The 19,232-nt window shown below is 59.5% G+C and carries 15 protein-coding genes; 10 read left to right on the top strand and 5 right to left on the bottom strand.

Features of this window, described 5'->3' with window-relative positions; translation table 11 throughout:
- Positions 1–52: 52 nt before the first annotated feature.
- Entirely contained in the window at positions 53–688 is a 636-nt protein-coding gene (locus P406_RS24985) for an RluA family pseudouridine synthase (RefSeq protein ID WP_003317452.1), read from the top strand.
- 362 nt (positions 689–1,050) lie between these two features.
- Positions 1,051–2,340, top strand: a complete 1,290-nt coding sequence (locus tag P406_RS24990; RefSeq protein WP_003368366.1) for a M18 family aminopeptidase — start codon at positions 1,051–1,053, stop codon at positions 2,338–2,340.
- Between the two features lie 255 nt (positions 2,341–2,595).
- Here the strand turns inward: P406_RS24990 and P406_RS24995 are convergent, their stop codons facing one another.
- Both P406_RS24995 and P406_RS25000 read right to left on the bottom strand, forming a co-directional pair.
- Positions 2,596–6,114 carry an Ice nucleation protein gene (locus P406_RS24995; RefSeq protein ID WP_442439554.1) on the bottom strand — a complete coding sequence of 1,173 codons (3,519 nt, stop codon included), beginning with the start codon at positions 6,112–6,114 and terminating at the stop codon, positions 2,596–2,598.
- Between the two features lie 822 nt (positions 6,115–6,936).
- On the bottom strand, positions 6,937–7,656 hold the full coding sequence (locus P406_RS25000; RefSeq protein ID WP_003390893.1) for a UTRA domain-containing protein: 720 nt from the start codon (positions 7,654–7,656) through the stop codon (positions 6,937–6,939).
- A gap of 354 nt (positions 7,657–8,010) precedes the next feature.
- Between P406_RS25000 and P406_RS25005 the strand changes: the two genes are divergently transcribed.
- The 6 genes from P406_RS25005 (at position 8,011) to P406_RS25030 (ending at position 13,346) form a co-directional block, all read left to right on the top strand.
- Positions 8,011–9,078: an ABC transporter substrate-binding protein gene (locus P406_RS25005; RefSeq protein ID WP_046237678.1), complete on the top strand. Its 1,068-nt coding sequence runs from the start codon at positions 8,011–8,013 to the stop codon at positions 9,076–9,078.
- An 82-nt stretch (positions 9,079–9,160) separates the two neighbouring features.
- The gene (locus P406_RS25010; protein WP_046237679.1) at positions 9,161–9,967 is read left to right on the top strand and encodes an alkaline phosphatase family protein; all 807 of its coding nucleotides are present in this window, start codon (positions 9,161–9,163) and stop codon (positions 9,965–9,967) included.
- A complete protein-coding gene (locus tag P406_RS25015; protein ID WP_003390895.1) occupies positions 9,964–10,806 on the top strand; it encodes an ABC transporter permease in 843 nt (280 codons plus the stop codon). The genes P406_RS25010 and P406_RS25015 overlap by 4 nt, the downstream gene beginning before the upstream one ends.
- A complete protein-coding gene (locus P406_RS25020; RefSeq protein ID WP_046237680.1) occupies positions 10,793–11,590 on the top strand; it encodes an ABC transporter permease in 798 nt (265 codons plus the stop codon). The genes P406_RS25015 and P406_RS25020 overlap by 14 nt, the downstream gene beginning before the upstream one ends.
- A gap of 1 nt (position 11,591) precedes the next feature.
- Entirely contained in the window at positions 11,592–12,581 is a 990-nt protein-coding gene (locus P406_RS25025) for an ABC transporter ATP-binding protein (RefSeq protein ID WP_046237681.1), read from the top strand.
- 111 nt (positions 12,582–12,692) lie between these two features.
- A complete protein-coding gene (locus tag P406_RS25030; RefSeq protein WP_003409519.1) occupies positions 12,693–13,346 on the top strand; it encodes an HAD family hydrolase in 654 nt (217 codons plus the stop codon).
- A 19-nt stretch (positions 13,347–13,365) separates the two neighbouring features.
- Here P406_RS25030 and P406_RS25035 read toward each other — a convergent pair whose 3' ends face one another.
- Positions 13,366–14,328 (bottom strand): NAD(P)H-quinone oxidoreductase, encoded by a 963-nt coding sequence (locus P406_RS25035; protein ID WP_003409516.1) that lies wholly within the window; start codon positions 14,326–14,328, stop codon positions 13,366–13,368.
- Between the two features lie 138 nt (positions 14,329–14,466).
- On the opposite strand from P406_RS25035, the gene P406_RS25040 reads away from it, so the two are divergent.
- Positions 14,467–16,548: a carboxy terminal-processing peptidase gene (locus tag P406_RS25040; RefSeq protein WP_174518733.1), complete on the top strand. Its 2,082-nt coding sequence runs from the start codon at positions 14,467–14,469 to the stop codon at positions 16,546–16,548.
- 117 nt (positions 16,549–16,665) lie between these two features.
- Complete coding sequence (locus P406_RS25045) at positions 16,666–18,438, top strand: bifunctional diguanylate cyclase/phosphodiesterase (protein WP_032607454.1); 1,773 nt, start codon at positions 16,666–16,668, stop codon at positions 18,436–18,438.
- 17 nt (positions 18,439–18,455) lie between these two features.
- Here P406_RS25045 and P406_RS25050 read toward each other — a convergent pair whose 3' ends face one another.
- On the bottom strand, positions 18,456–18,827 hold the full coding sequence (locus P406_RS25050) for a hypothetical protein (RefSeq protein ID WP_003390904.1): 372 nt from the start codon (positions 18,825–18,827) through the stop codon (positions 18,456–18,458).
- On the bottom strand, positions 18,824–19,168 hold the full coding sequence (locus tag P406_RS25055; RefSeq protein WP_046237683.1) for a helix-turn-helix domain-containing protein: 345 nt from the start codon (positions 19,166–19,168) through the stop codon (positions 18,824–18,826). The genes P406_RS25050 and P406_RS25055 overlap by 4 nt, the downstream gene beginning before the upstream one ends.
- Between the last annotated feature and the right edge of the window lie 64 nt (positions 19,169–19,232).

A 19,232-nucleotide genomic window follows, 5' to 3' on the forward strand; every position in this document is an offset into this window, starting at 1 on the left:
GGAAGCTGCGCCCTTGCCGCCGTTGGCGTTTCTAGCGTTTCGAGGCCGTTGCATGCCGTTGTCGAACATCCGCATCATTCATCAGGACGCCGCCGTTCTGGTGATCGATAAGCCTACCCTGCTGCTTTCCGTTCCCGGCCGTGCCGACGATAACAAGGATTGCCTGATTACCCGCCTGCAGGAAAACGGTTACCCCGAAGCGCGTATCGTCCATCGCCTGGACTGGGAAACCTCGGGCATCATTCTGCTGGCCCGTGATGCCGATACGCATCGCGAGCTGTCGCGTCAGTTTCATGACCGCGAAACCGAGAAAGCCTACACCGCGCTGTGTTGGGGCCAACCGTCCCTGGACAGCGGCAGTATCGATCTGCCATTGCGCTATGACCCGCCCACCAAGCCCCGGCATGTGGTGGATCACGAGGGTGGCAAACACGCGCTGACGTTCTGGAAGGTTGTCGAGCGGCATGATACTCACTGTCGTGTCGAGCTCACGCCGATCACTGGCCGCTCGCATCAGTTGCGGGTGCACATGCTGTCGATCGGGCATCCGCTGTTGGGTGATGGTCTGTACGCGCATCCGGAAGCGCTGGCGGCCTATCCGCGTCTGTGTCTGCATGCCAGCATGCTGAGCTTCACGCATCCAGGGACTGGCGAGCGAATGACCTTCGAGTGTGCTGCGCCGTTCTGATCTGAATGATGCGCTGACTATCTTGCAGATGCTCCGCGCCGGCATGCCGTTGACTATCGTTCCCACGCTCCGCGTGGGAATGCAGTTCGTGACGCTCCGCGTCACACAGCGGTTCTGTGGTGTCAGATGGATTGGTGTTCGGCTCAGGTTACCTTTGCGCCCTTGCGACGCCTCACTTTGGCCCGTCAAAGTAACTCGCCGCAAGGGCGAAAAGGTGACTTGAGTCGAGCCTCACCCCCACTGGCACCGTAGAACCGTTGTGTAACGCAGCACATCGGCACGAGAGCTGTGCGATAAGCGCAACCCAAGGCAGCAAATCATCCAATACGGTAAACTCGCGCCATTGTTGTCTGGAGCTATTTATGCGCGCAGAGTTGAACAAAGGCCTTATTGATTTCCTGAAGGCTTCTCCTACCCCCTTCCACGCCACTGCCACACTCGTGCAACACTTCGAAGCCGCAGGTTTTCAGCGGCTGGACGAACGTGACACGTGGGCAGTAGAAACCGGGGGCCGTTATTTTGTCACCCGTAATGACTCTTCTATCGTCGCTTTCCGGATGGGTCGTCAGTCGCCCCTTACTGGCGGCATCCGCATGGTCGGCGCACACACCGACAGCCCGTGCCTGCGGGTCAAGCCGCAACCGGAACTGCAACGCCAGGGTTTTTGGCAGCTGGGCGTCGAAGTCTACGGCGGCGCCTTGCTGGCTCCCTGGTTTGATCGTGATCTGTCGCTGGCCGGTCGCGTCACTTTCCGCCGCGATGGCAAGGTCGAAAGCCAGCTGATCGACTTCAAACTGCCGATCGCCGTGATTCCCAATCTGGCGATTCACCTGAACCGCACGGCCAACGAAGGCTGGGCGATCAACGCGCAAAACGAACTGCCGCCCATCCTGGCGCAGGTTGCCGGTGACGAGCGAGCGGACTTCCGGGCGCTGCTGACCGACCAACTGGCCCGCGAACACGGACTCAATGCCGATGTGGTGCTCGATTACGAGCTGAGTTTCTACGACACCCAGGGCGCCGCCGTGGTCGGCCTCAACGGGGACTTCCTGGCAGGCGCACGCCTGGACAACCTGTTGTCGTGTTTCGCCGGGATGCAGGCACTGCTCAACACCGAGAGCGACGAAACCGCCCTGCTGGTGTGCACCGATCACGAAGAAGTCGGCTCGTCTTCCGCTTGTGGCGCAGACGGTGCGATGCTCGAGCAGATCGTCCAGCGCCTGTTGCCGAGCAGCGAAGACTACGTGCGCACGATTCAGAAGTCGCTGCTGATATCGGCCGATAACGCCCACGGCATTCATCCCAACTACGCTGACAAGCACGACGCCAATCACGGTCCCAAGCTCAACGCCGGGCCGGTGATCAAGGTCAACAGCAACCAGCGTTACGCCACCAACAGCGAAACCGCCGGTTTCTTCCGCCATCTGTGCATGGCCGAAGAAGTGCCGGTGCAGAGCTTCGTGGTGCGCAGCGACATGGGTTGCGGTTCGACCATCGGACCGATCACTGCCAGCCACCTGGGTATCCGCACGGTAGACATCGGCTTGCCGACGTTCGCCATGCACTCGATTCGCGAACTGGCCGGCAGCCATGACCTGGCGCATCTGGTCAAGGTATTGAGCGCGTTCTATGCCAGCCACGAGTTGCCATAACGGCTGAGGCGATCACCGATAACGTGGGAGCGGCCTGCTGCTCCCGCATATTGGTGTTGACGCCCGCTAAAATGCCCATGGAAAGAAATAAAACTTTCTCTAATCACGACGATAAAAAAGATGCGTTTGCCTGCGTCACTCATAACCCCCTGGTACGCAACAACAAGTCGTTAGTTTATAAAGGGACTTCATGTCCCGAATTCCATCGACGCACCCTGTCGATGATTCAGTCGTGGAGTGCTGGAATAACGCGGGCTACTCGACCTCTATCCAGTCATCGTCCTCGTCGGGTTTATCGACAATATCGTCATCTTCGTTCACGTAATACGGTATACCGGCTTCAACACCGTTCTCACCCGTTCTGGCAACCAGTTGCCTGTACCTCTTCCCGTCCCAGAGCCTGAAAATAAGTGTGGAGTCTTCTCCCGCCGAGAGCGTCGAGCCTTCACTGCCAATAAGTTTGCTACGCGCGCCTGCCGTCAAGACACTGTTCTTACCAGCGGTCAATCTGCTTTGGTCTCCCGCCATCAGGGTGCAGTCATGTCCGCCGGTCAGTTTGCTTCTATCGCCGGCAGTCAGATAACTGTTATTACCGGCCAGTAGTTTGCTGCGGTCACCTGCGGTCTGATTACTGTCTGCACCGGCAATCAACCTGCTGCGATCACCCGCCAGTTGTACGCTGCCCGCACCGGCAATCAGCGTGCTGCGAAAACCCGCTGTCTGCGAACTGCCCTTGCCGGCGATCAGCATGCTTTTATTTCCGGCGACCTGAATGCTTTCATGGCCTGCAATCAACGAGCTGCCGTAACTTGCAATCTGGTTGCTGCCATAACCCGCAGTCAATGTGCTGCGAATGCCCGATGTAAGACTACTGCCATAACCGGCGATCAAAACGCTGCGAAGTCCGGCGATCAGCGTGCTGCCATAGCCTGCGGTCAGAAAACTCCTGATTCCGCTGGTCAGGGAGCTGCCATAACCGGCTATCAATGAACTGTCCTGCCCGGCCGTTGCAGTGCTGCCGTAGCCCGCAGTGAGCGAGCTTCCGTACTCTGCGGTCTGAGTACTGCCATAACCGGCCGTAAGGGTACTTTTATAGCCGGCTGTCTGCGTACTGCCATAACCGGCGATCAGCGAGCTGGCAAAGCCGGCAGTGGAAGTACTTCCGTAGCCGGTGGTGAGCGAGCTGTTTTCCTGTGCGGTTTGCGTGCTGCCGTAACCGGCGGTCAAGGTGCTCTCGTAACCTGCTGTCTGCGTGCTGCCATAACCCGCAATCAGCGAACTCGCATATCCCGCAGTGGAAGTACTTCCATAACCTGTCACCAGGTCACTGCGCTCCTGCGCGGTTTGCGTACTGCCGTAACCGGCGGTCAACGTGCTCTCGTAGCCTGCCGTCTGAGTACTGCCGTAACCCGCGATCAGCGAGCTGGAATAGCCCGCAGTGGAGGTACTTCCGTAACCTGTGGTGAGCGAGCTGTTTTCCTGAGCGGTTTGCGTACTGCCATAACCGGTCGTCAGGGTGCTCCCATAGCCTGCCGTCTGCGTGCTGCCATAGCCGGCGATCAAGGAACTGGAATAGCCCGCAGTCGACGTGCTGCCGTAGCCTGCGACTAGGTCGCTGCGCTCCTGTGCCGTCTGGGTACTGCCATAACCTGCGGTCAATATGCTTTTGAAGCCCGCCGTCTGAGTGCTGCCGTAGCCGGCGATCAGCGAACTGTTTGACCCTGCCGTCGAAGTGCTGCCATAGCCTGTGACAAGGTCACTGTGTTCTCTGGCGGTCTGGGTACTGCCATAGCCGGCGGTCAGCATGCTTCTGTAGCTCGCGGTCTGGGTGCTGCCATAACCTGCGATCAGCGAACTGCCTGAGCCTGCGGTCCCCGTACTGCCATAGCCCGCAATCAGGTCGCTACCGTCCCTGGCCGTCTGGGTACTGCCATAACCAGCGGTCAGGATACTTTTGTGGCCCGCTGTCTGTGTACTCCCGTAACCCGCGATGATGAAGCTTTCATGCCCTGCGGTGCCTGTACTTCCGTAGCCGGTGGTGAGGTTACTGGCAGCCCCGGCCGTTTGCGTACTGCCATAGCCTGAGGTGAGTACGCTGCCCTGCTGTGCGGTCTGGGTACTGCCATAACCTGCCGTGAGCGAGCTTTCACTGCCCGAGGTTTGCGTGCTGCCGTAACCGGCGATCAACGAGCTGTCAGCGCCAGCTGTTCCCGTACTGCCATATCCGGCCGTCAGGGTGCTGCCTTCGCGGGCAGTCTGGGTACTGCCATAGCCTGCGGTGAGCGAACTTTCGCTGCCTGATGTCTGCGTGCTGCCATATCCGGCAATCAACGAACTGTCGGCACCTGCCGTGCCAGTGCTGCCGTAGCCCGCCGTCAGGTTGCTGCCTTCCTGGGCCGTCTGCGTACTGCCGTAACCCGCTGTCAGCGCACTGTCACTTCCAGACGTCTGCGTGCTGCCATATCCGGCGATCAATGAACTGTCGACACCTGCTGTACCCGTGCTGCCGTAACCCGCCGTCAGATTGCTGCCTTCCTGGGCCGTCTGCGTACTGCCGTAACCCGCCGTGAGCGAGCTGTCACTGCCGGAGGTTTGCGTGCTGCCGTAACCGGCGATCAGCGAGCTGTCGGAACCTGCCGTGCCGGTGCTGCCATACCCAGCGGTGAGATTGCTGCCTTCCTGAGCCGTTTGCGTGCTGCCGTAGCCTGCGGTCAGGGCGCTGTCACTTCCCGAAGTCTGCGTGCTGCCATAGCCGGCGATCAACGAGCTGTCGGCACCGGCAGTACCAGTGCTGCCGTATCCGGAGGTCAGGTTGCTGCCTTCCTGGGCGGTCTGCGTACTGCCGTAGCCCGCAGTCAGCGAACTGTCGCCTCCCGAGGTTTGGGTACTGCCATAGCCGGCGATCAACGAGCTATCCGAGCCCGCAGTGCCGGTACTGCCATACCCTGCGGTGAGATTGCTACCTTCCTGGGCCGTTTGCGTGCTGCCGTAACCCGCCGTCAGCGAGCTGTCTTCCCCGGAAGTCTGGGTACTGCCGTAGCCGGCGATCAACGAGCTGTCCGAGCCTGCCGTGCCGGTGCTGCCGTAACCTGCGGTGAGATTGCTACCTTCCTGGGCCGTTTGCGTGCTGCCGTAGCCTGCGGTCAGCGAACTGTCGCCTCCCGAGGTTTGTGTACTGCCGTAACCGGCGATCAACGAGCTATCCGAGCCTGCCGTGCCGGTGCTGCCATACCCTGCGGTGAGATTGCTGCCTTCCTGAGCCGTCTGCGTGCTGCCGTAACCCGCCGTGAGCGAGCTGTCTTCTCCGGAAGTCTGAGTACTGCCGTAACCGGCGATCAACGAACTATCCGAGCCAGCTGTTCCCGTACTGCCGTACCCGGCCGTCAGGTTGCTGCCCTCGCGGGCGGTCTGGGTGCTGCCGTAACCCGCCGTCAGCGCGCTGTCCCCACCGGCGGTCTGGGTGCTTCCATAGCCTGCTACCAGCGAGCTGTCGGAGCCAGCGGTGCCTGTACTTCCATAACCGGCAATCAGATCACTGTGGTTGCCAGCGGTCTCGTTACTGCCATAACCGGCAATGAGCCGACTGTGGTTGTCGCCACTCAACGTGCTGCCGTAAGTGGCGGTCTGCAAATTCTGCGGCGTCGTCACCGGCAGGGTGTTTACCGGGGGGGCCGCCGCGCTGACCAACGCCACATCGAACACTTCATGACTGGCCTGTTCGGCCACCGGTAACGCGACATTTGCTGTCGCGGGCGTGGGTGTGGGCGTGGCCATTGGCGTCGGCGTCGGCGTCGGCGTTGATGCAGGGTCGGCCTGACGTGCCGAAATGAAGTGTGACGCGCTGATCCTGTCGCCGACATGAACCACCTCGGCCCTCGGAAACTTGACCATTCCGGGCTCTTCCAGACTGATGATGTCGGCAACGGCGACTTCACAGACAATCCATCGCGCATCGGCATGCACGCTTAGAAAAGCGCTGGTTCCAGCGCCCCACAGTAAACCGACCAGACCATTCTCATGCCGCCTGGTTGACTGCCAGTATTTGGATTCCACCGTCCCGGAAGCGGGCCATATAAGGCCGCAATGATCGGCCATGTTATTTGCACAGGTACGCAGCACCAACGCCTTGTCGAGATTCATTACAGCATCCTCATAGATCCTTTAAATAAAAGCAGCTGCACTTATCAAGCATTGCTTTATAGGACAACCGCCATGTCAGCCTTAATCCCAACGTGGAACGATGGTGCACATAACACCAACTAAGCAGTGCACCACCTTCCACACTAAAAACCTACCACACCCTATTAATAAGTATTAATTAATATTGAGATTTTTCTTACAGCCCGTTAAAAATTAGAATAATTACTCTGGAAAATCTCATGAAAAACCAACTAATTTAACCCTGCGCCGCCAGCAGTAATAGAATAACGCTCATTGATTTTTTTTGTTAATCAAACGCATATATTATACAAAACCTATTAAACAGGCCGTGCACTGCATAAGTTTTCATCAACGAAATGAGTATTTACTTATAGAAAACAGTCAACTAACGAGTTGCAGGTCAGTGCCCACAAAGCCGGTTTGCCACACCGGCATTCAGTCGCCATGCACCTCGGCGCGCACATGAATAGCATCATGACGCCAGTATTCGAGGTCACAGTCGATCAACCGATCTTTGCGATCATAATTGACACGTGCGATGCGCAGGCCCGGGCTGCCAAGCGAAACCTTCAGGGCGGCAGCCGCGTCGGCATGCAGCGCGGTCGGCACCATGTCGAAACGCACCTGCCCGTAATGCACGTCATAACTGCGAGCATAAAGCTCGGTGAGTGATTCGTTCAGATCATGCTCGAGAATGCCGGGAAACAACTCCGGCCTCAGGTAGTGCTCGACGTAGAGGACCAGCCGCTGATCGATACGACGCGCACGGCAGATCTGGATCACGCTCGACAGCGCCGGCAGTTCCAGCATTTCGCAGATCAGCGCTGAAGCAGGTTGCAGGCGTGCTGACAGAAGCTGGGTGTGCGGCACCCTTCCCTGAGCACAGACCATTGCGTGGAAATGGCTGCGTCTGATCAGGTCATAGGCCAGTCGCGGCGGGGAGATGAACCAGCCACGCCGCTCTTCCCGGTAGATCAGCCCCTGCGCTTCGAGCTGCAACAGCGCTTCACGCAAGGTAATGCGGGTGGTGGCGAATACCTCGCTGAGCTTGCGCTCTGCGGGCAACTTGCTGCCATGCGGCAACAGGCCATGTTCGATCTGCTCCTGCAGCGCATGGCAAATCGTTGTTACCGCCCGTGGCACATCTTCGCGCATTCCGCTATCCATCTGGACTAGACCAGCCCTGTTACGAGGCATACATCAGTGCAGCCAACGCCGTTGGCTCCTTTGCACCGAGCCTAGGCCGGGTAGATGACTGTCCTGTTACAGGACAAATCATGTTCCATGCCAACTGCGTGGAAAACAGCCCTGAAACCCCTGCTCAGCAAGCACGTTGCGTTGGTCTACGCTTAGCGCCAGGCACTGCCGGAGCCCGTGAAAAACGGTTTTGTACGCGCAACACGACACGAAAATGTCATGCAAAACGCCTAACTTGGCTCAGGTATTGCTGATCTAGACCAAACAATCCGCAACGAACACTTCTCTCAAGAAGTGCACTAGGAGCTCCGAATGAAACATCTTTTGTTGGCATCACTCCTCGGTTCAGCCATGGCAATGAGTTCCCTGGTCATGGCTGCGGACACAGATCTTAAAACGCTGGAGGCCGCGGCCAAGGCTGAAGGCGCGGTCAACAGCCTCGGCATGCCGGATGACTGGGCAAACTGGGGCGGCATCTGGAAAGACCTGGAAGCCAAATATGGCCTCAAGCACATGGACACCGACATGAGCTCGGCCCAGGAGATCGCCAAGTTCGAGGCGGAGAAAGACAACGCCAGTGGTGACATTGGCGACGTAGGCGCAGCGTTCGGCCCTATCGCCACAGCAAAAGGCGTTACCCAGCCTTACAAGCCAACCACCTGGGAGCAAATCCCGGACTGGGCCAAGGACAAGGACGGCCACTGGGCGCTGGCCTACACCGGCACCATCGCCTTCATCGTCAACAAAAACCTGCTGCACGGCTCTGAAATCCCGAAAAGCTGGGCTGACCTGAAAACCGGCAAATACAAGGTTTCCATCGGCGACGTGAGCACTGCGGCGCAGGCTGCCAACGGTGTACTGGCGGCCGCCATCGCCATGGGAGGTGACGAAACCAACATCGCACCGGGCCTGACACTGTTCACCGATCTGGCCAAACAGAAGCGTCTGACGATGGCTAACCCGACCATTCAGACCATCGAGAAAGGCGAAATCGAAGTCGGTGTGGTCTGGGACTTCAACGGCCTGAGCTACAAGGCCAAGATGACCAAGCCCGATGATTACGTGGTGCTGATCCCGTCGGACGGCTCGGTGATTTCCGGCTATACCACCATCATCAACAAATACGCCAAACACCCGAACGCCGCCAAGCTGGCGCGTGAATACACCTTCAGCGATGCGGGTCAGATCAGGCTGGCAGAAGGCAATGCACGCCCGATTCGCGTAGAGCACATCAAATTGCCTGAAAACGTTCAAGCCAAACTGCTGCCGCAAGACCAGTACAAGAATGCCAAGCCGATCAAAGAAGCGGATAAGTGGGAGGCAACCTCCAAAGCGCTGCCGCAGAAGTGGCAAGAACAAGTCATCATCGAGATGAACTGATCGCCACTGCGACTCAGGGATGGAGTCGTATGAAGCGGGCGAGTCACTCTCGCCCGCACTCTTTCGCCCGAGCGAGTCGCCCATGAAACACAACGTCATCCTGATCGTGCTAGACGGCCTCAATTACGAAGTCGCCCGCCATGCGATGGGCCACCTGCAAGCCTGGCACGCTGCAGGCCGGGCCGCGCTCTACAAGATGGAATGCGAACTGCCCGCGCTCTCCCGCCCCCTTTACGAATGCATACTGACCGGTGTCGCGCCCATCGACAGCGGCATCGTGCATAACAACGTCTCGCGCCTGTCGAATCAGCGCAGCATCTTTCACTATGCTCGCGACGCCGGGCTGAGCACGGCAGCAGCGGCCTATCACTGGGTCAGCGAGCTGTACAACCGCACGCCGTTCGACCCGGCACGCGATCGCCACACCGAGGCAGCGGACCTGCCGATTCAGCATGGGCTGTTCTACTGGGTCGATCACTACCCTGATTCGCACCTGTTCGCCGACGCCGAAAGTCTGCGTCTCAGGCACGCCCCGAACTTTCTGCTGATCCACCCCATGAACATTGACGACGCCGGGCACAAGCACGGCCTCGACACTGCGCAATACCGCAACAGCGCCCGCAGCGCCGACATCATTCTGGCTGACTACCTGCAACGCTGGCTGGACGCCGGTTATCAAGTGCTGGTGACGGCCGACCACGGCATGAACAATGACCGCTCGCACAACGGACTGTTGCCGGAAGAACGTGAAGTACCGCTGTTCGTCATCGGCGATGCCTTCAGCCTGAATGTCGACGCCGCGCCGCGCCAGATCGATCTGTGCGGCACCGTTTGCGAGCTGCTGGGTATTCCTCATGACAAACCGGTCTGCCGGGAGATCTTCAATTGACGACCTTTTCCCGAGGCAAGTGGCTGGGGCTGTTGTGCCTGCTGCCCTTCGCCGTATTCTTCATCGTGTTTCAGATTGCACCGCTGCTGTGGGTCGCGATTCACAGCCTGCAAAGCGATGCCGGCTGGGGCTGGGAAAACTTCATCCGGGCGTTCAGCTCGAAGTTCTATCGGCAAGCCATTCAGTACAGCCTGGAGATCAGCTTCTGGTCGAGCCTGTTCGGCATCATCATCTCCGTCCTGGGTGCCTATTCGCTGCGCAAGGTGGATTCGCGGCTGCGCGATTTCGTCAACTCGTTCGCCAACATGACCAGCAATTTTGCCGGCGTTCCACTGGCGTTCGCATTCATCATCCTGCTGGGGTTCAACGGCGCGCTGACCCTGATCCTCAAGCAGACCGGGATCATCGATGACTTCAACCTGTATTCCAAGACCGGACTGATCATCCTTTATACCTACTTCCAGATCCCCCTCGGCGTGCTACTGCTCTACCCCGCATTCGATGCCGTGCGCGAAGACTGGAACGAGTCGGCAGCGCTGCTGGGGGCCAGCAGCTATCAGTTCTGGCGCTACATCGGCCTGCCAGTGCTGACCCCGGCGCTGCTCGGCACTTTCGTCATTCTGCTGGCCAATGCGCTCGGCGCCTATGCCACGGTTTACGCGCTGACCACCGGCAATTTCAACGTATTGCCCATCCGTATCGCGGCGATGGTCGCGGGCGATATCACGCTGGATCCGAACATGGCCAGCGCGCTGGCGATGATTCTGGTCGGGCTCATGACCCTGGTCACCGTGGTCCATCAGTGGTTGTTGAGAAGGAGCTACCATGTCACGCGTTGAACGAGGGCCTGCGAGCATTTATCACAAGACGGTGGTCTACCTGCTGTTCGTGATCCTGTTGCTGCCACTGGCCGGCACTTTCCTGTACTCGATCGCGACCAGTTGGTCGGCGACCATTCTGCCCAGCGGCCTGACCTTCAAATGGTACGTGGCGCTGTGGAGCGACCCACGCTTTCTGACGGCATTCGGCCAGTCATTGCTGGTCTGCGTCGGCGCACTGGTCCTTTCGGTGGTGCTGATTCTGCCCCTGCTGTTCGTCGTGCATTACTACTTTCCGCGCCTCGACGGGCTGATGAACATCCTCATCCTGCTGCCGTTTGCCGTGCCGCCCGTGGTGTCCTCGGTCGGCCTGCTACAGCTGTATGGCTCAGGCCCCATGGCGATGGTCGGCACACCGTGGATTCTGATCGGCTGTTACTTCACGGTCGCCCTGCCCTTCATGTACCGCGCCATCACCAACAACCTGCAGGCCATCAACCTGACAGACCTGATGGACGCCGCCCAGTTGCTCGGCGCCAGCACCTGGCAGGCGGCGTTCATGGTCGTGCTGCCCAACCTGCGCAAAGGTCTGATGATTGCCCTGCTGCTGTCGTTCTCGTTCCTGTTCGGCGAATTCGTGTTCGCCAACCTGCTGGTCGGCACGCGCTATGAAACGCTGCAGGTCTACCTCAACAACATGCGCAACAGCAGCGGTCACTTCAACAGTGCGCTGGTGATTTCCTATTTCCTCTTCGTGCTGGTGCTGACCTGGGCCGCCAATCGACTGAACAAGGACAAAGACTGAGATGAGTTTTGTCAGCATTGAAAACCTGCAGAAAAGCTACGCCAGCACGTCAGTGTTCAGCGACATCAACTGCAGCATCGCGAAGGGTGAATTCGTTACCTTGCTGGGCCCGTCGGGCTGTGGCAAATCCACCTTATTGCGCTGCATCGCCGGGCTGACCCCGGTCAACAGCGGGCGCATTCTGCTCGATGACAGCGACCTGGTGCCGCTCACGCCGCAAAAGCGCAACATCGGCATGGTGTTCCAGAGCTATGCGCTGTTTCCCAACATGACCGTCGAGCAAAACGTTGCCTTCGGGCTGCGCATTCAGAAAGTCAGTGCCGACGAGAGCGCAAGGCGCGTTGCCGAGATTCTGCGCATGGTCGAGCTGCACGATTTCGCCACACGCTACCCGCATCAGTTGTCCGGCGGGCAATGCCAGCGTGTGGCGCTGGCACGCTCACTGGTCACTCGCCCGCGTCTGCTGCTGCTCGATGAGCCGCTGTCGGCGCTGGATGCACGGATTCGCAAGAACCTGCGCGAACAGATCCGCGCCATTCAGCGCGAGCTGAGCCTGACCACTATTTTCGTGACCCACGACCAGGAGGAAGCACTGACCATGTCAGACCGTATCTTCCTGATGAACCAGGGCCGGATCGTGCAGAGCGGCGACGCCGAAACCCTCTATACCGCGCCTGTGGACGTGTTCGCCGCAGGCTTCATCGGCAACTACAACCTGTTGGAAGCCGACGACGCCACTCGCCTGATGCAGCGCCCGATCAACAGCCGCGTGGCGATCCGCCCTGAGTCGATCCAATTGAGCCTGACGGGCGAACTGGAAGGCGAAGTACGCAGTCACAGTCTGCTCGGCAACGTCATCCGCTACCGGGTGCAGGCCCGTGGCGTAGACCTTGTGGTCGACGTACTGAACCGCAGCGCCGACGACCTGCACCCGGACGGAAGGCGTGTAACACTGAACATCGAACCGTCGGCGCTCTGTGCCTTGAACTGAATGCGCCTTGAACTGACGTTGTTATGAACAGATAACGCCACACGCTTGCCGATCGAGACTTTAAGCGTGAAGCTGACAGCTGATTCAACAGACTTTTAGGAGGAACCGCACATGCCCCTGGCAATTTTCGACCTGGACGAGACCCTGATCGGTGGTGACTGCGCCACGCTCTGGAGCGAGCAGATGGGTCGCCTGGGCTGGGTTGACTCGACGTCGTTCATGCAACGCAACGACGAACTGATGGCCGCCTACAGCGCGGGCGAGCTCGCGATGGAAGACTACATGGCCTTCAGCCTGGAACCCATGGCTGGCCGTACCCCCGAAGAAATCGATCATCTGGTCGGCCCTTGGGTCGAGGACGTCATCGAGCCGATCATCTACAGCGACGCCTGCACATGCATTGCAAAGCACCGCGCCAAGGGTGACCGCATTCTGGTGATCTCGGCGTCGGGCGTGCATCTGGTCAAGCCGATCGCCGAACGTCTCGGCATCGACGAAGTGCTGGGTATCGAGCTGGACGTGCAGCATGGCGTCTACAGCGGGGCCACTGTCGGCGTGCTGACCTATCGGGAAGGCAAGATCACGCGCCTGATGGAGTGGCTGGATGCCGAGGGGGAAAATCTCGAGGGTGCGAGTTTCTATTCGGATTCGCGCAATGACCTGCCGCTGCTGCTCAAGGTTGACCACCCTAACGTGGTCAACCCCGATGCCGTGTTACTGGAACACGCGCAGAAAGCCGGCTGGCCGGTACACGACTGGAGCTGAGTCCAGAGGCACCGCCTGATCAGACCAGGCTTTCGTCGATGACCAGCACGATCTTGCCGGACACCGTGTTGGTCGCCAGCTCTTCGAACGCCGCTTCGGCATCCTTGATCGCAAAGGATTTCGCCAGTTGCGGCTTGAGGCGACCCTCGGTGAACAGTGGCCAGACGTGCTGACCCAGATCACTGAGCAGGTCGGCCTTGAACGTGTCGTCGCGACTGCGCAAGGTCGAACCCATCAACTGGATACGCTTGCCCAGCACATGGGCCAGGTCCACCTGTGCTTCGCGGCCGCTCATGATGCCGATCAGCACCCAGCGACCGTCCAGGGCCAGCAGTTTGACGTTGAGCTCGGCGTAGCTCGCCCCCACCGGGTCGAGAATGACGTTGAACGGTGCAAAGTCGCTCAGGCCTTCAAGACTTTCGCTGCGCACCACACCGCCCTGCGCACCCAGTTCGACGCAATAGGCCAGCCGTTCGGCCGAGCCGACGCTGACCCACACCGGGTTGCCAAACGCCTTGCAAAGCTGAATCCCGGCTGAACCAACCCCACTTGCGCCAGCGTGCAGCAAAACCTTCTCGCCAGGCTTGAGCCCGGCGAGTTCGAACAGGTTCAGCCACGCCGTGGCATAGACCTCGGGAATGGCCGCCGCCTCGTGCAGCGACAGACCTTCCGGGACCGGCAGCACGTGTCGCCCATCGACCACCACTTCTTCGGCCATCGCCCCGCCCGCCAACAGCGCACAGACGCGGTCTCCGACCACCCAGGACGAACCCGGACCGACTTCGGCGATCACGCCGGAGCATTCCAGACCCAGTGTCTGGGTGACTCCAGGCGGCGGCGGATACTTGCCTTCGCGCTGTAACAGATCGGCACGATTCAAACCTGCCGCAGCCACTTTGATACGTACCTGCCCCACATCGAGGGCCGGACTCGGCTCCTCGACCCATTCCACATGTCCTTCAACGCCTTGCAATGCCTTCACGGTGCCTCCATAGTGAGTCCAGACTGAGCCCGTGGCTGTTTTGCCCGGGCTTTTGCATTATGCGGCCGGGTCCAAAGGAACCGGCGACCTCAAAGACGGCCTAATATGCGTTATCAATTGTCCTCGCGTCGAATCAGCATGAAGCAATTATTCCCCAGCACTGCCCTCGCACTGTTTGTCGGCCTTAGCGTTTTGCCGATGTCAGCCAGTACCTTTGCCGCCAACAGCTGGGATAATCTTCAGCCGGACCGCGACGAAGTGATTGCCAGCCTCAACGTGGTTGAGCTGCTCAAACGACATCACTACAGCAAGCCGCCCCTGGACGACAAGCGTTCGGCGATTATTTACCAGAGCTACATCAAGCAACTGGACCCCTCGCGCAGCTATTTCATGGCCAGCGACATTGCCGATTTCGACAAATGGCAGTTCCAGTTCGACGACTTCCTGAAAAGCGGCGACCTGAACGCCGGCTTCGTCATCTACAAGCGCTATCTGGATCGCGTCAACGCGCGTCTGAACTTTGCGCTGGGCGAGTTGGCCAAGGGCGTCGACAAGCTCGACTTCAATACCAAGGAAACCCTGCTGGTCGACCGCAAGGACGCCGCATGGCCCAAGGATACAGCCGAGCTCGACGAACTGTGGCGCAAGCGCATCAAGGATGAAGTCCTGCGTTTGAAGATTGCAGGCAAGGACCCGGCGAAGATTCAGGAAACCCTGACCAAGCGCTACAAGAATCAGCAGGCGCGTCTGAATCAGACCCGTGCCGAAGATATCTTCCAGGCCTACATCAATACGTTCGCCATGTCCTACGATCCGCACACCAACTACCTGTCACCTGACAGCGCGGAGAACTTCGACATCAACATGAGCCTGTCGCTGGAAGGCATCGGCGCCGTGTTGCAGAGCGATAACGACAACGTCAAGATCGTGCGTCTGGTCCCGGCAGGTCCTGCGGCCAAGACCAAGCAGGTCGCACCGGCCGACAAGATCGTGGCCGTTGCCCAGGGCGACAAGGAAATGGTCGACGTGATCGGCTGGCGTCTGGATGAAGTGGTCAAGCTGATCCGCGGTCCGAAAGGCTCCGTGGTTCGCCTGGAGATCATCCCGGCCAGCAATGCGCCGAATGACCAGACCACCAAGATCGTCGCCATCACCCGTGAAGCGGTGAAGCTTGAAGAACAGGCGGCCAAGAAGTCGATCCTGCACCTCAAGCAGGATGGCAAGGACTACAAGCTCGGGGTCATCGACATTCCGGCCTTCTATCTGGACTTCAAGGCCTACCGTGCCGGCGATCCGGAATACAAGAGCACCACCCGTGACGTGAAGAAACTGCTCACCGAATTGCAGGCCGAGAAGGTCGACGGTGTGGTACTGGATCTGCGCAACAACGGTGGCGGTTCGTTGCAGGAAGCCACCGAGCTGACCAGCCTGTTCATCGACAAGGGCCCGACCGTGCTGGTGCGCAATGCCGACGGCAAGGTCGACGTGCTGGAAGACGAAGCCAAGGGCGCGTTCTACAAAGGGCCGATGGCACTGCTGGTCAACCGCCTGTCTGCGTCGGCGTCGGAGATTTTCGCCGGGGCGATGCAGGATTATCACCGCGCGCTGGTGATCGGTGGTCAGACCTTCGGTAAAGGCACCGTGCAGACCATTCAGCCGCTCAATCACGGCGAACTGAAGCTGACGCTGGCCAAGTTCTACCGGGTTTCCGGTCAGAGCACCCAGCATCAGGGCGTGGTACCGGACATCACTTACCCGTCGCTGATCGACACCAAGGAAATCGGCGAGAGCGCCCTGCCCGAGGCCATGCCGTGGGACAGCATCAAACCGGCGATCAAGCCGGCCATTGATCCGTTCAAGCCGTTCCTTGCCCAGCTGCAGGCGCGTCACGAAGCACGTTCGGCCAAAGACGCCGAGTTCGTGTTCATCGAGGATCGCCTGGCGCTGGCCAAGAAGCTGATGAACGAGAAGACCGTCAGCCTCAATGAAGCCGACCGTCGTGCCGAGCACGCCTCTATCGAAAGCAAGCAACTTGCGCTGGAAAACACCCGCCGCAAGGCCAAGGGTGAAGAGCCGCTCAAAGAGCTGAAGAAGGAAGACGAAGACGCGCTGCCGGTGGAAGACGAGAAGACCAAACCCGAGGACGATGCCTATCTGGCAGAGACCGGGCGCATTCTCATCGACTACCTGGGTCTGAGTGCAGCGGTCGCGAAAAAGTAACACAGGCTCATTGATGGCCATTTAGCTTCAACGTCATCAAACAGTCATGAAGCTGTCGTGAAATACGGGGCTGAACGCGAAATCGTTCAGCCCTTTTTCATTCTCTCCGAGACGACCATGACCATAACAGAGCAGCTGAGCGCACTGAGTTCCATTCTGGCTCGTGGTGATTTGCACAGTTTGTTCCAGCCCATCGTCTCGCTGTCGGAGCACCGGATTCTGGGCTATGAAGCCCTGACCCGCGGCCCTTCCAACAGCGCCCTGCACTCACCCTTGAACCTGTTCGCCATCGCCCGCCAGGCCGGTCGCCTGAGCGAGCTGGAGTTGAGTTGCCGGGACAGCGCCTGCCGACGTTTCAGTCAGCAGAAGTTGCCAGGCAAGCTGTTTCTCAACGTCTCCCCCGAATCGCTGCTCGAAACCTCTCACCCTCCGGGCCGGACCCTGGAAATGCTGCGTCGCTACCAGATCGCGCCCAAGGACGTGGTCATCGAACTGACCGAGCAGATGCCCACCGATGATTTCGACCTGCTGTACAACGCCTTGCACCACTACCGCGACATGGGTTTTTCCATCGCGCTGGACGATCTGGGTGCCGGTTATTCGAGCTTGCGACTCTGGTCGGAGCTGCGTCCGGACTACGTGAAAATCGATCGGCACTTCATCGACGGCATTCACCAGGATGCGGTGAAGCGCGAGTTCGTCGGCTCCATGCTGCAGATGGCCAAGGCCTCCAGGGCGACGGTGATTGCCGAAGGCATCGAATTGCCGGAAGAGCTGGCGACGCTGAAAGACATGGGCGTGAACCTGGTTCAAGGCTATCTGCTGGCGCGTCCTCAGGAGCGCCCGCCGCGCGACACCCGCGCCATGTTGCCAAAAACAGAGATCACCGTGGTGCCGCTCAACGAAGAAGCGGCCGACCTGTCTGCGCTGCTCAATCCGCAGCCATCGGTCAGCCAGTCCACCCCCACGGCTGAAGTGCTGGAAGCGTTTCGCAGGCAGGCCAACCTCAACTCGCTGGCGGTGCTGGATGACGACGCCCGACCGTGTGGCATCGTCCACCGGCACTCGTTGTCCGAGGCCCTGCTCAAGCCCTTCGGCACCGAGCTGTTTGCCCGCAAACCGATCAGCCGCCTGATGAGCAGTGACTTTCTGGCCGTGGAAGTCAGCCACTCGCTGCAACAGGTCAGCCGGCTGTTGACCAGCCGCGCCCGGCAGCGCATCGAGGAGGATTTCATCATCACCTCGAACGGTGCCTATCTGGGGCTGGGCCGGGTGATCGACGTGCTCAAGCTGATTACCGAAATGAAGATCCAGCAGGCACGTTACGCCAACCCGCTGACCCTGCTGCCCGGCAACGTTCCGATTCAGCAATGCCTGACTCGACTGCTGCAGCAAGGCCGTGCGTCGATGATCTGCTACGTGGATATCGACAGCTTCAAGCCCTTCAACGACATCTACGGTTATGCGCGTGGCGACGAGGTGCTGTTGTGTCTGGCGCAATGCCTGAACGACCGCATCGATCCGGCCAGAGACTTTGTCGGGCACATCGGCGGGGATGATTTTCTGATGGTGCTGGGCTTTGATGACTGGGAACGACGCCTGAAAACCCTGCTGGATGATTTTCAGAATCAATGCCGCCGTTTCTACCGCGCAGAACACCTGGAAGCCGGTTGCTTCATCGCCCTCAATCGCCAGGGCCAACGCCAGGAATTTCCCCTGCTGTCGCTGTCGATTGGCGTGGTGCACCTGCATGAAGAAAGCTGCACGCTGGTCGATGCCAGCCAGTTGGCCGACCTCGCTTCACAGGCCAAGCACTTCGCCAAGGATGTCGCCGGCGCCAGCATTCACGTCATCGATTCGACGCGGCTGGATTTGTTGATGCAGGCGTGAGGGCCGGTGTCATACCCCTACTGCGCTTCAACTTCCGGATAACTGTATTCGAACACCCGAACCACTTCCGAGGCGTGCCATGAGGCTGCCGCGACGCCGTCCGAAGGTCCGGTGAAGCGGCCCAGCCGTTCAGCGCACTCGAAAAAACCGGGACGCGGCAGGCGGCTTGCGCCCTGGCTGATGACCAGCGAACTGCGCAAGGGCTGTTCAGCGCGGGCATCCATGGCGGCCAGGTGCTCAAGGGCGGCGGTCAGGGTCTGCATGGCCGGGCTGGGCAGTTGCAGGCGTTCCACCAGCGCGCGATAGGTCAGCAGATGCCGTTGGCGACGGGCCAGATCGAGCTCATTGAGCAGCCCATCCCAATGCTGACGACTGATGCGCACGCTCACGACTCACCTCGCCAGCCCGGCACCCCGAGCTCCCACGCCAGGCTGCGCTTGATGGCGCCGTCCGGCTCACGAGTACCGTTCTCGATCAATTCCAGATAGGACGGGCTGATCCCGACGGTACGCGCCAGGCTCGCCGCTTCAAGGCCCTTGGCCTCGCGCAGTTCACGCAACTGATCGAACCCGGGAAGCTCATCACTGGCAGTGGCGCCGGAAGTCGATGCAGCGGGCTCGCTGGAAGGTTTGCCGGCCAGTCCGGCAGCCTTGAGCAGCGCTTGATACTGCGCCCAGGGCAGCACTGCGTATTCAGGCTCCCCGTCACGGGATATCACTTGAAGATCCATAGAGTCACCTTGTACTACACGACTGCAGACTGATCAGGCTTGATCCATAGGCAGGCATCTTAAC

It is taken from the genome of Pseudomonas syringae pv. coryli str. NCPPB 4273, assembly GCF_000972175.1.
Taxonomy (GTDB): domain Bacteria; phylum Pseudomonadota; class Gammaproteobacteria; order Pseudomonadales; family Pseudomonadaceae; genus Aquipseudomonas; species Aquipseudomonas syringae.

Coding starts and splice junctions, on each gene's coding strand:
- P406_RS25005 (WP_046237678.1), top strand. CDS start 8,011: ATGAAACATCTTTTGTTGGCATCACTCCTCGGTTCAGCCATGGCAATG.
- P406_RS24995 (WP_442439554.1), bottom strand. CDS start 6,114: ATGGCCACGCCCACACCCACGCCCGCGACAGCAAATGTCGCGTTACCG.
- P406_RS25045 (WP_032607454.1), top strand. CDS start 16,666: ATGACCATAACAGAGCAGCTGAGCGCACTGAGTTCCATTCTGGCTCGT.
- P406_RS24990 (WP_003368366.1), top strand. CDS start 1,051: ATGCGCGCAGAGTTGAACAAAGGCCTTATTGATTTCCTGAAGGCTTCT.
- P406_RS25040 (WP_174518733.1), top strand. CDS start 14,467: ATGAAGCAATTATTCCCCAGCACTGCCCTCGCACTGTTTGTCGGCCTT.
- P406_RS25025 (WP_046237681.1), top strand. CDS start 11,592: ATGAGTTTTGTCAGCATTGAAAACCTGCAGAAAAGCTACGCCAGCACG.
- P406_RS24985 (WP_003317452.1), top strand. CDS start 53: ATGCCGTTGTCGAACATCCGCATCATTCATCAGGACGCCGCCGTTCTG.
- P406_RS25000 (WP_003390893.1), bottom strand. CDS start 7,656: ATGCGCGAAGATGTGCCACGGGCGGTAACAACGATTTGCCATGCGCTG.
- P406_RS25030 (WP_003409519.1), top strand. CDS start 12,693: ATGCCCCTGGCAATTTTCGACCTGGACGAGACCCTGATCGGTGGTGAC.
- P406_RS25055 (WP_046237683.1), bottom strand. CDS start 19,168: ATGGATCTTCAAGTGATATCCCGTGACGGGGAGCCTGAATACGCAGTG.
- P406_RS25020 (WP_046237680.1), top strand. CDS start 10,793: ATGTCACGCGTTGAACGAGGGCCTGCGAGCATTTATCACAAGACGGTG.
- P406_RS25010 (WP_046237679.1), top strand. CDS start 9,161: ATGAAACACAACGTCATCCTGATCGTGCTAGACGGCCTCAATTACGAA.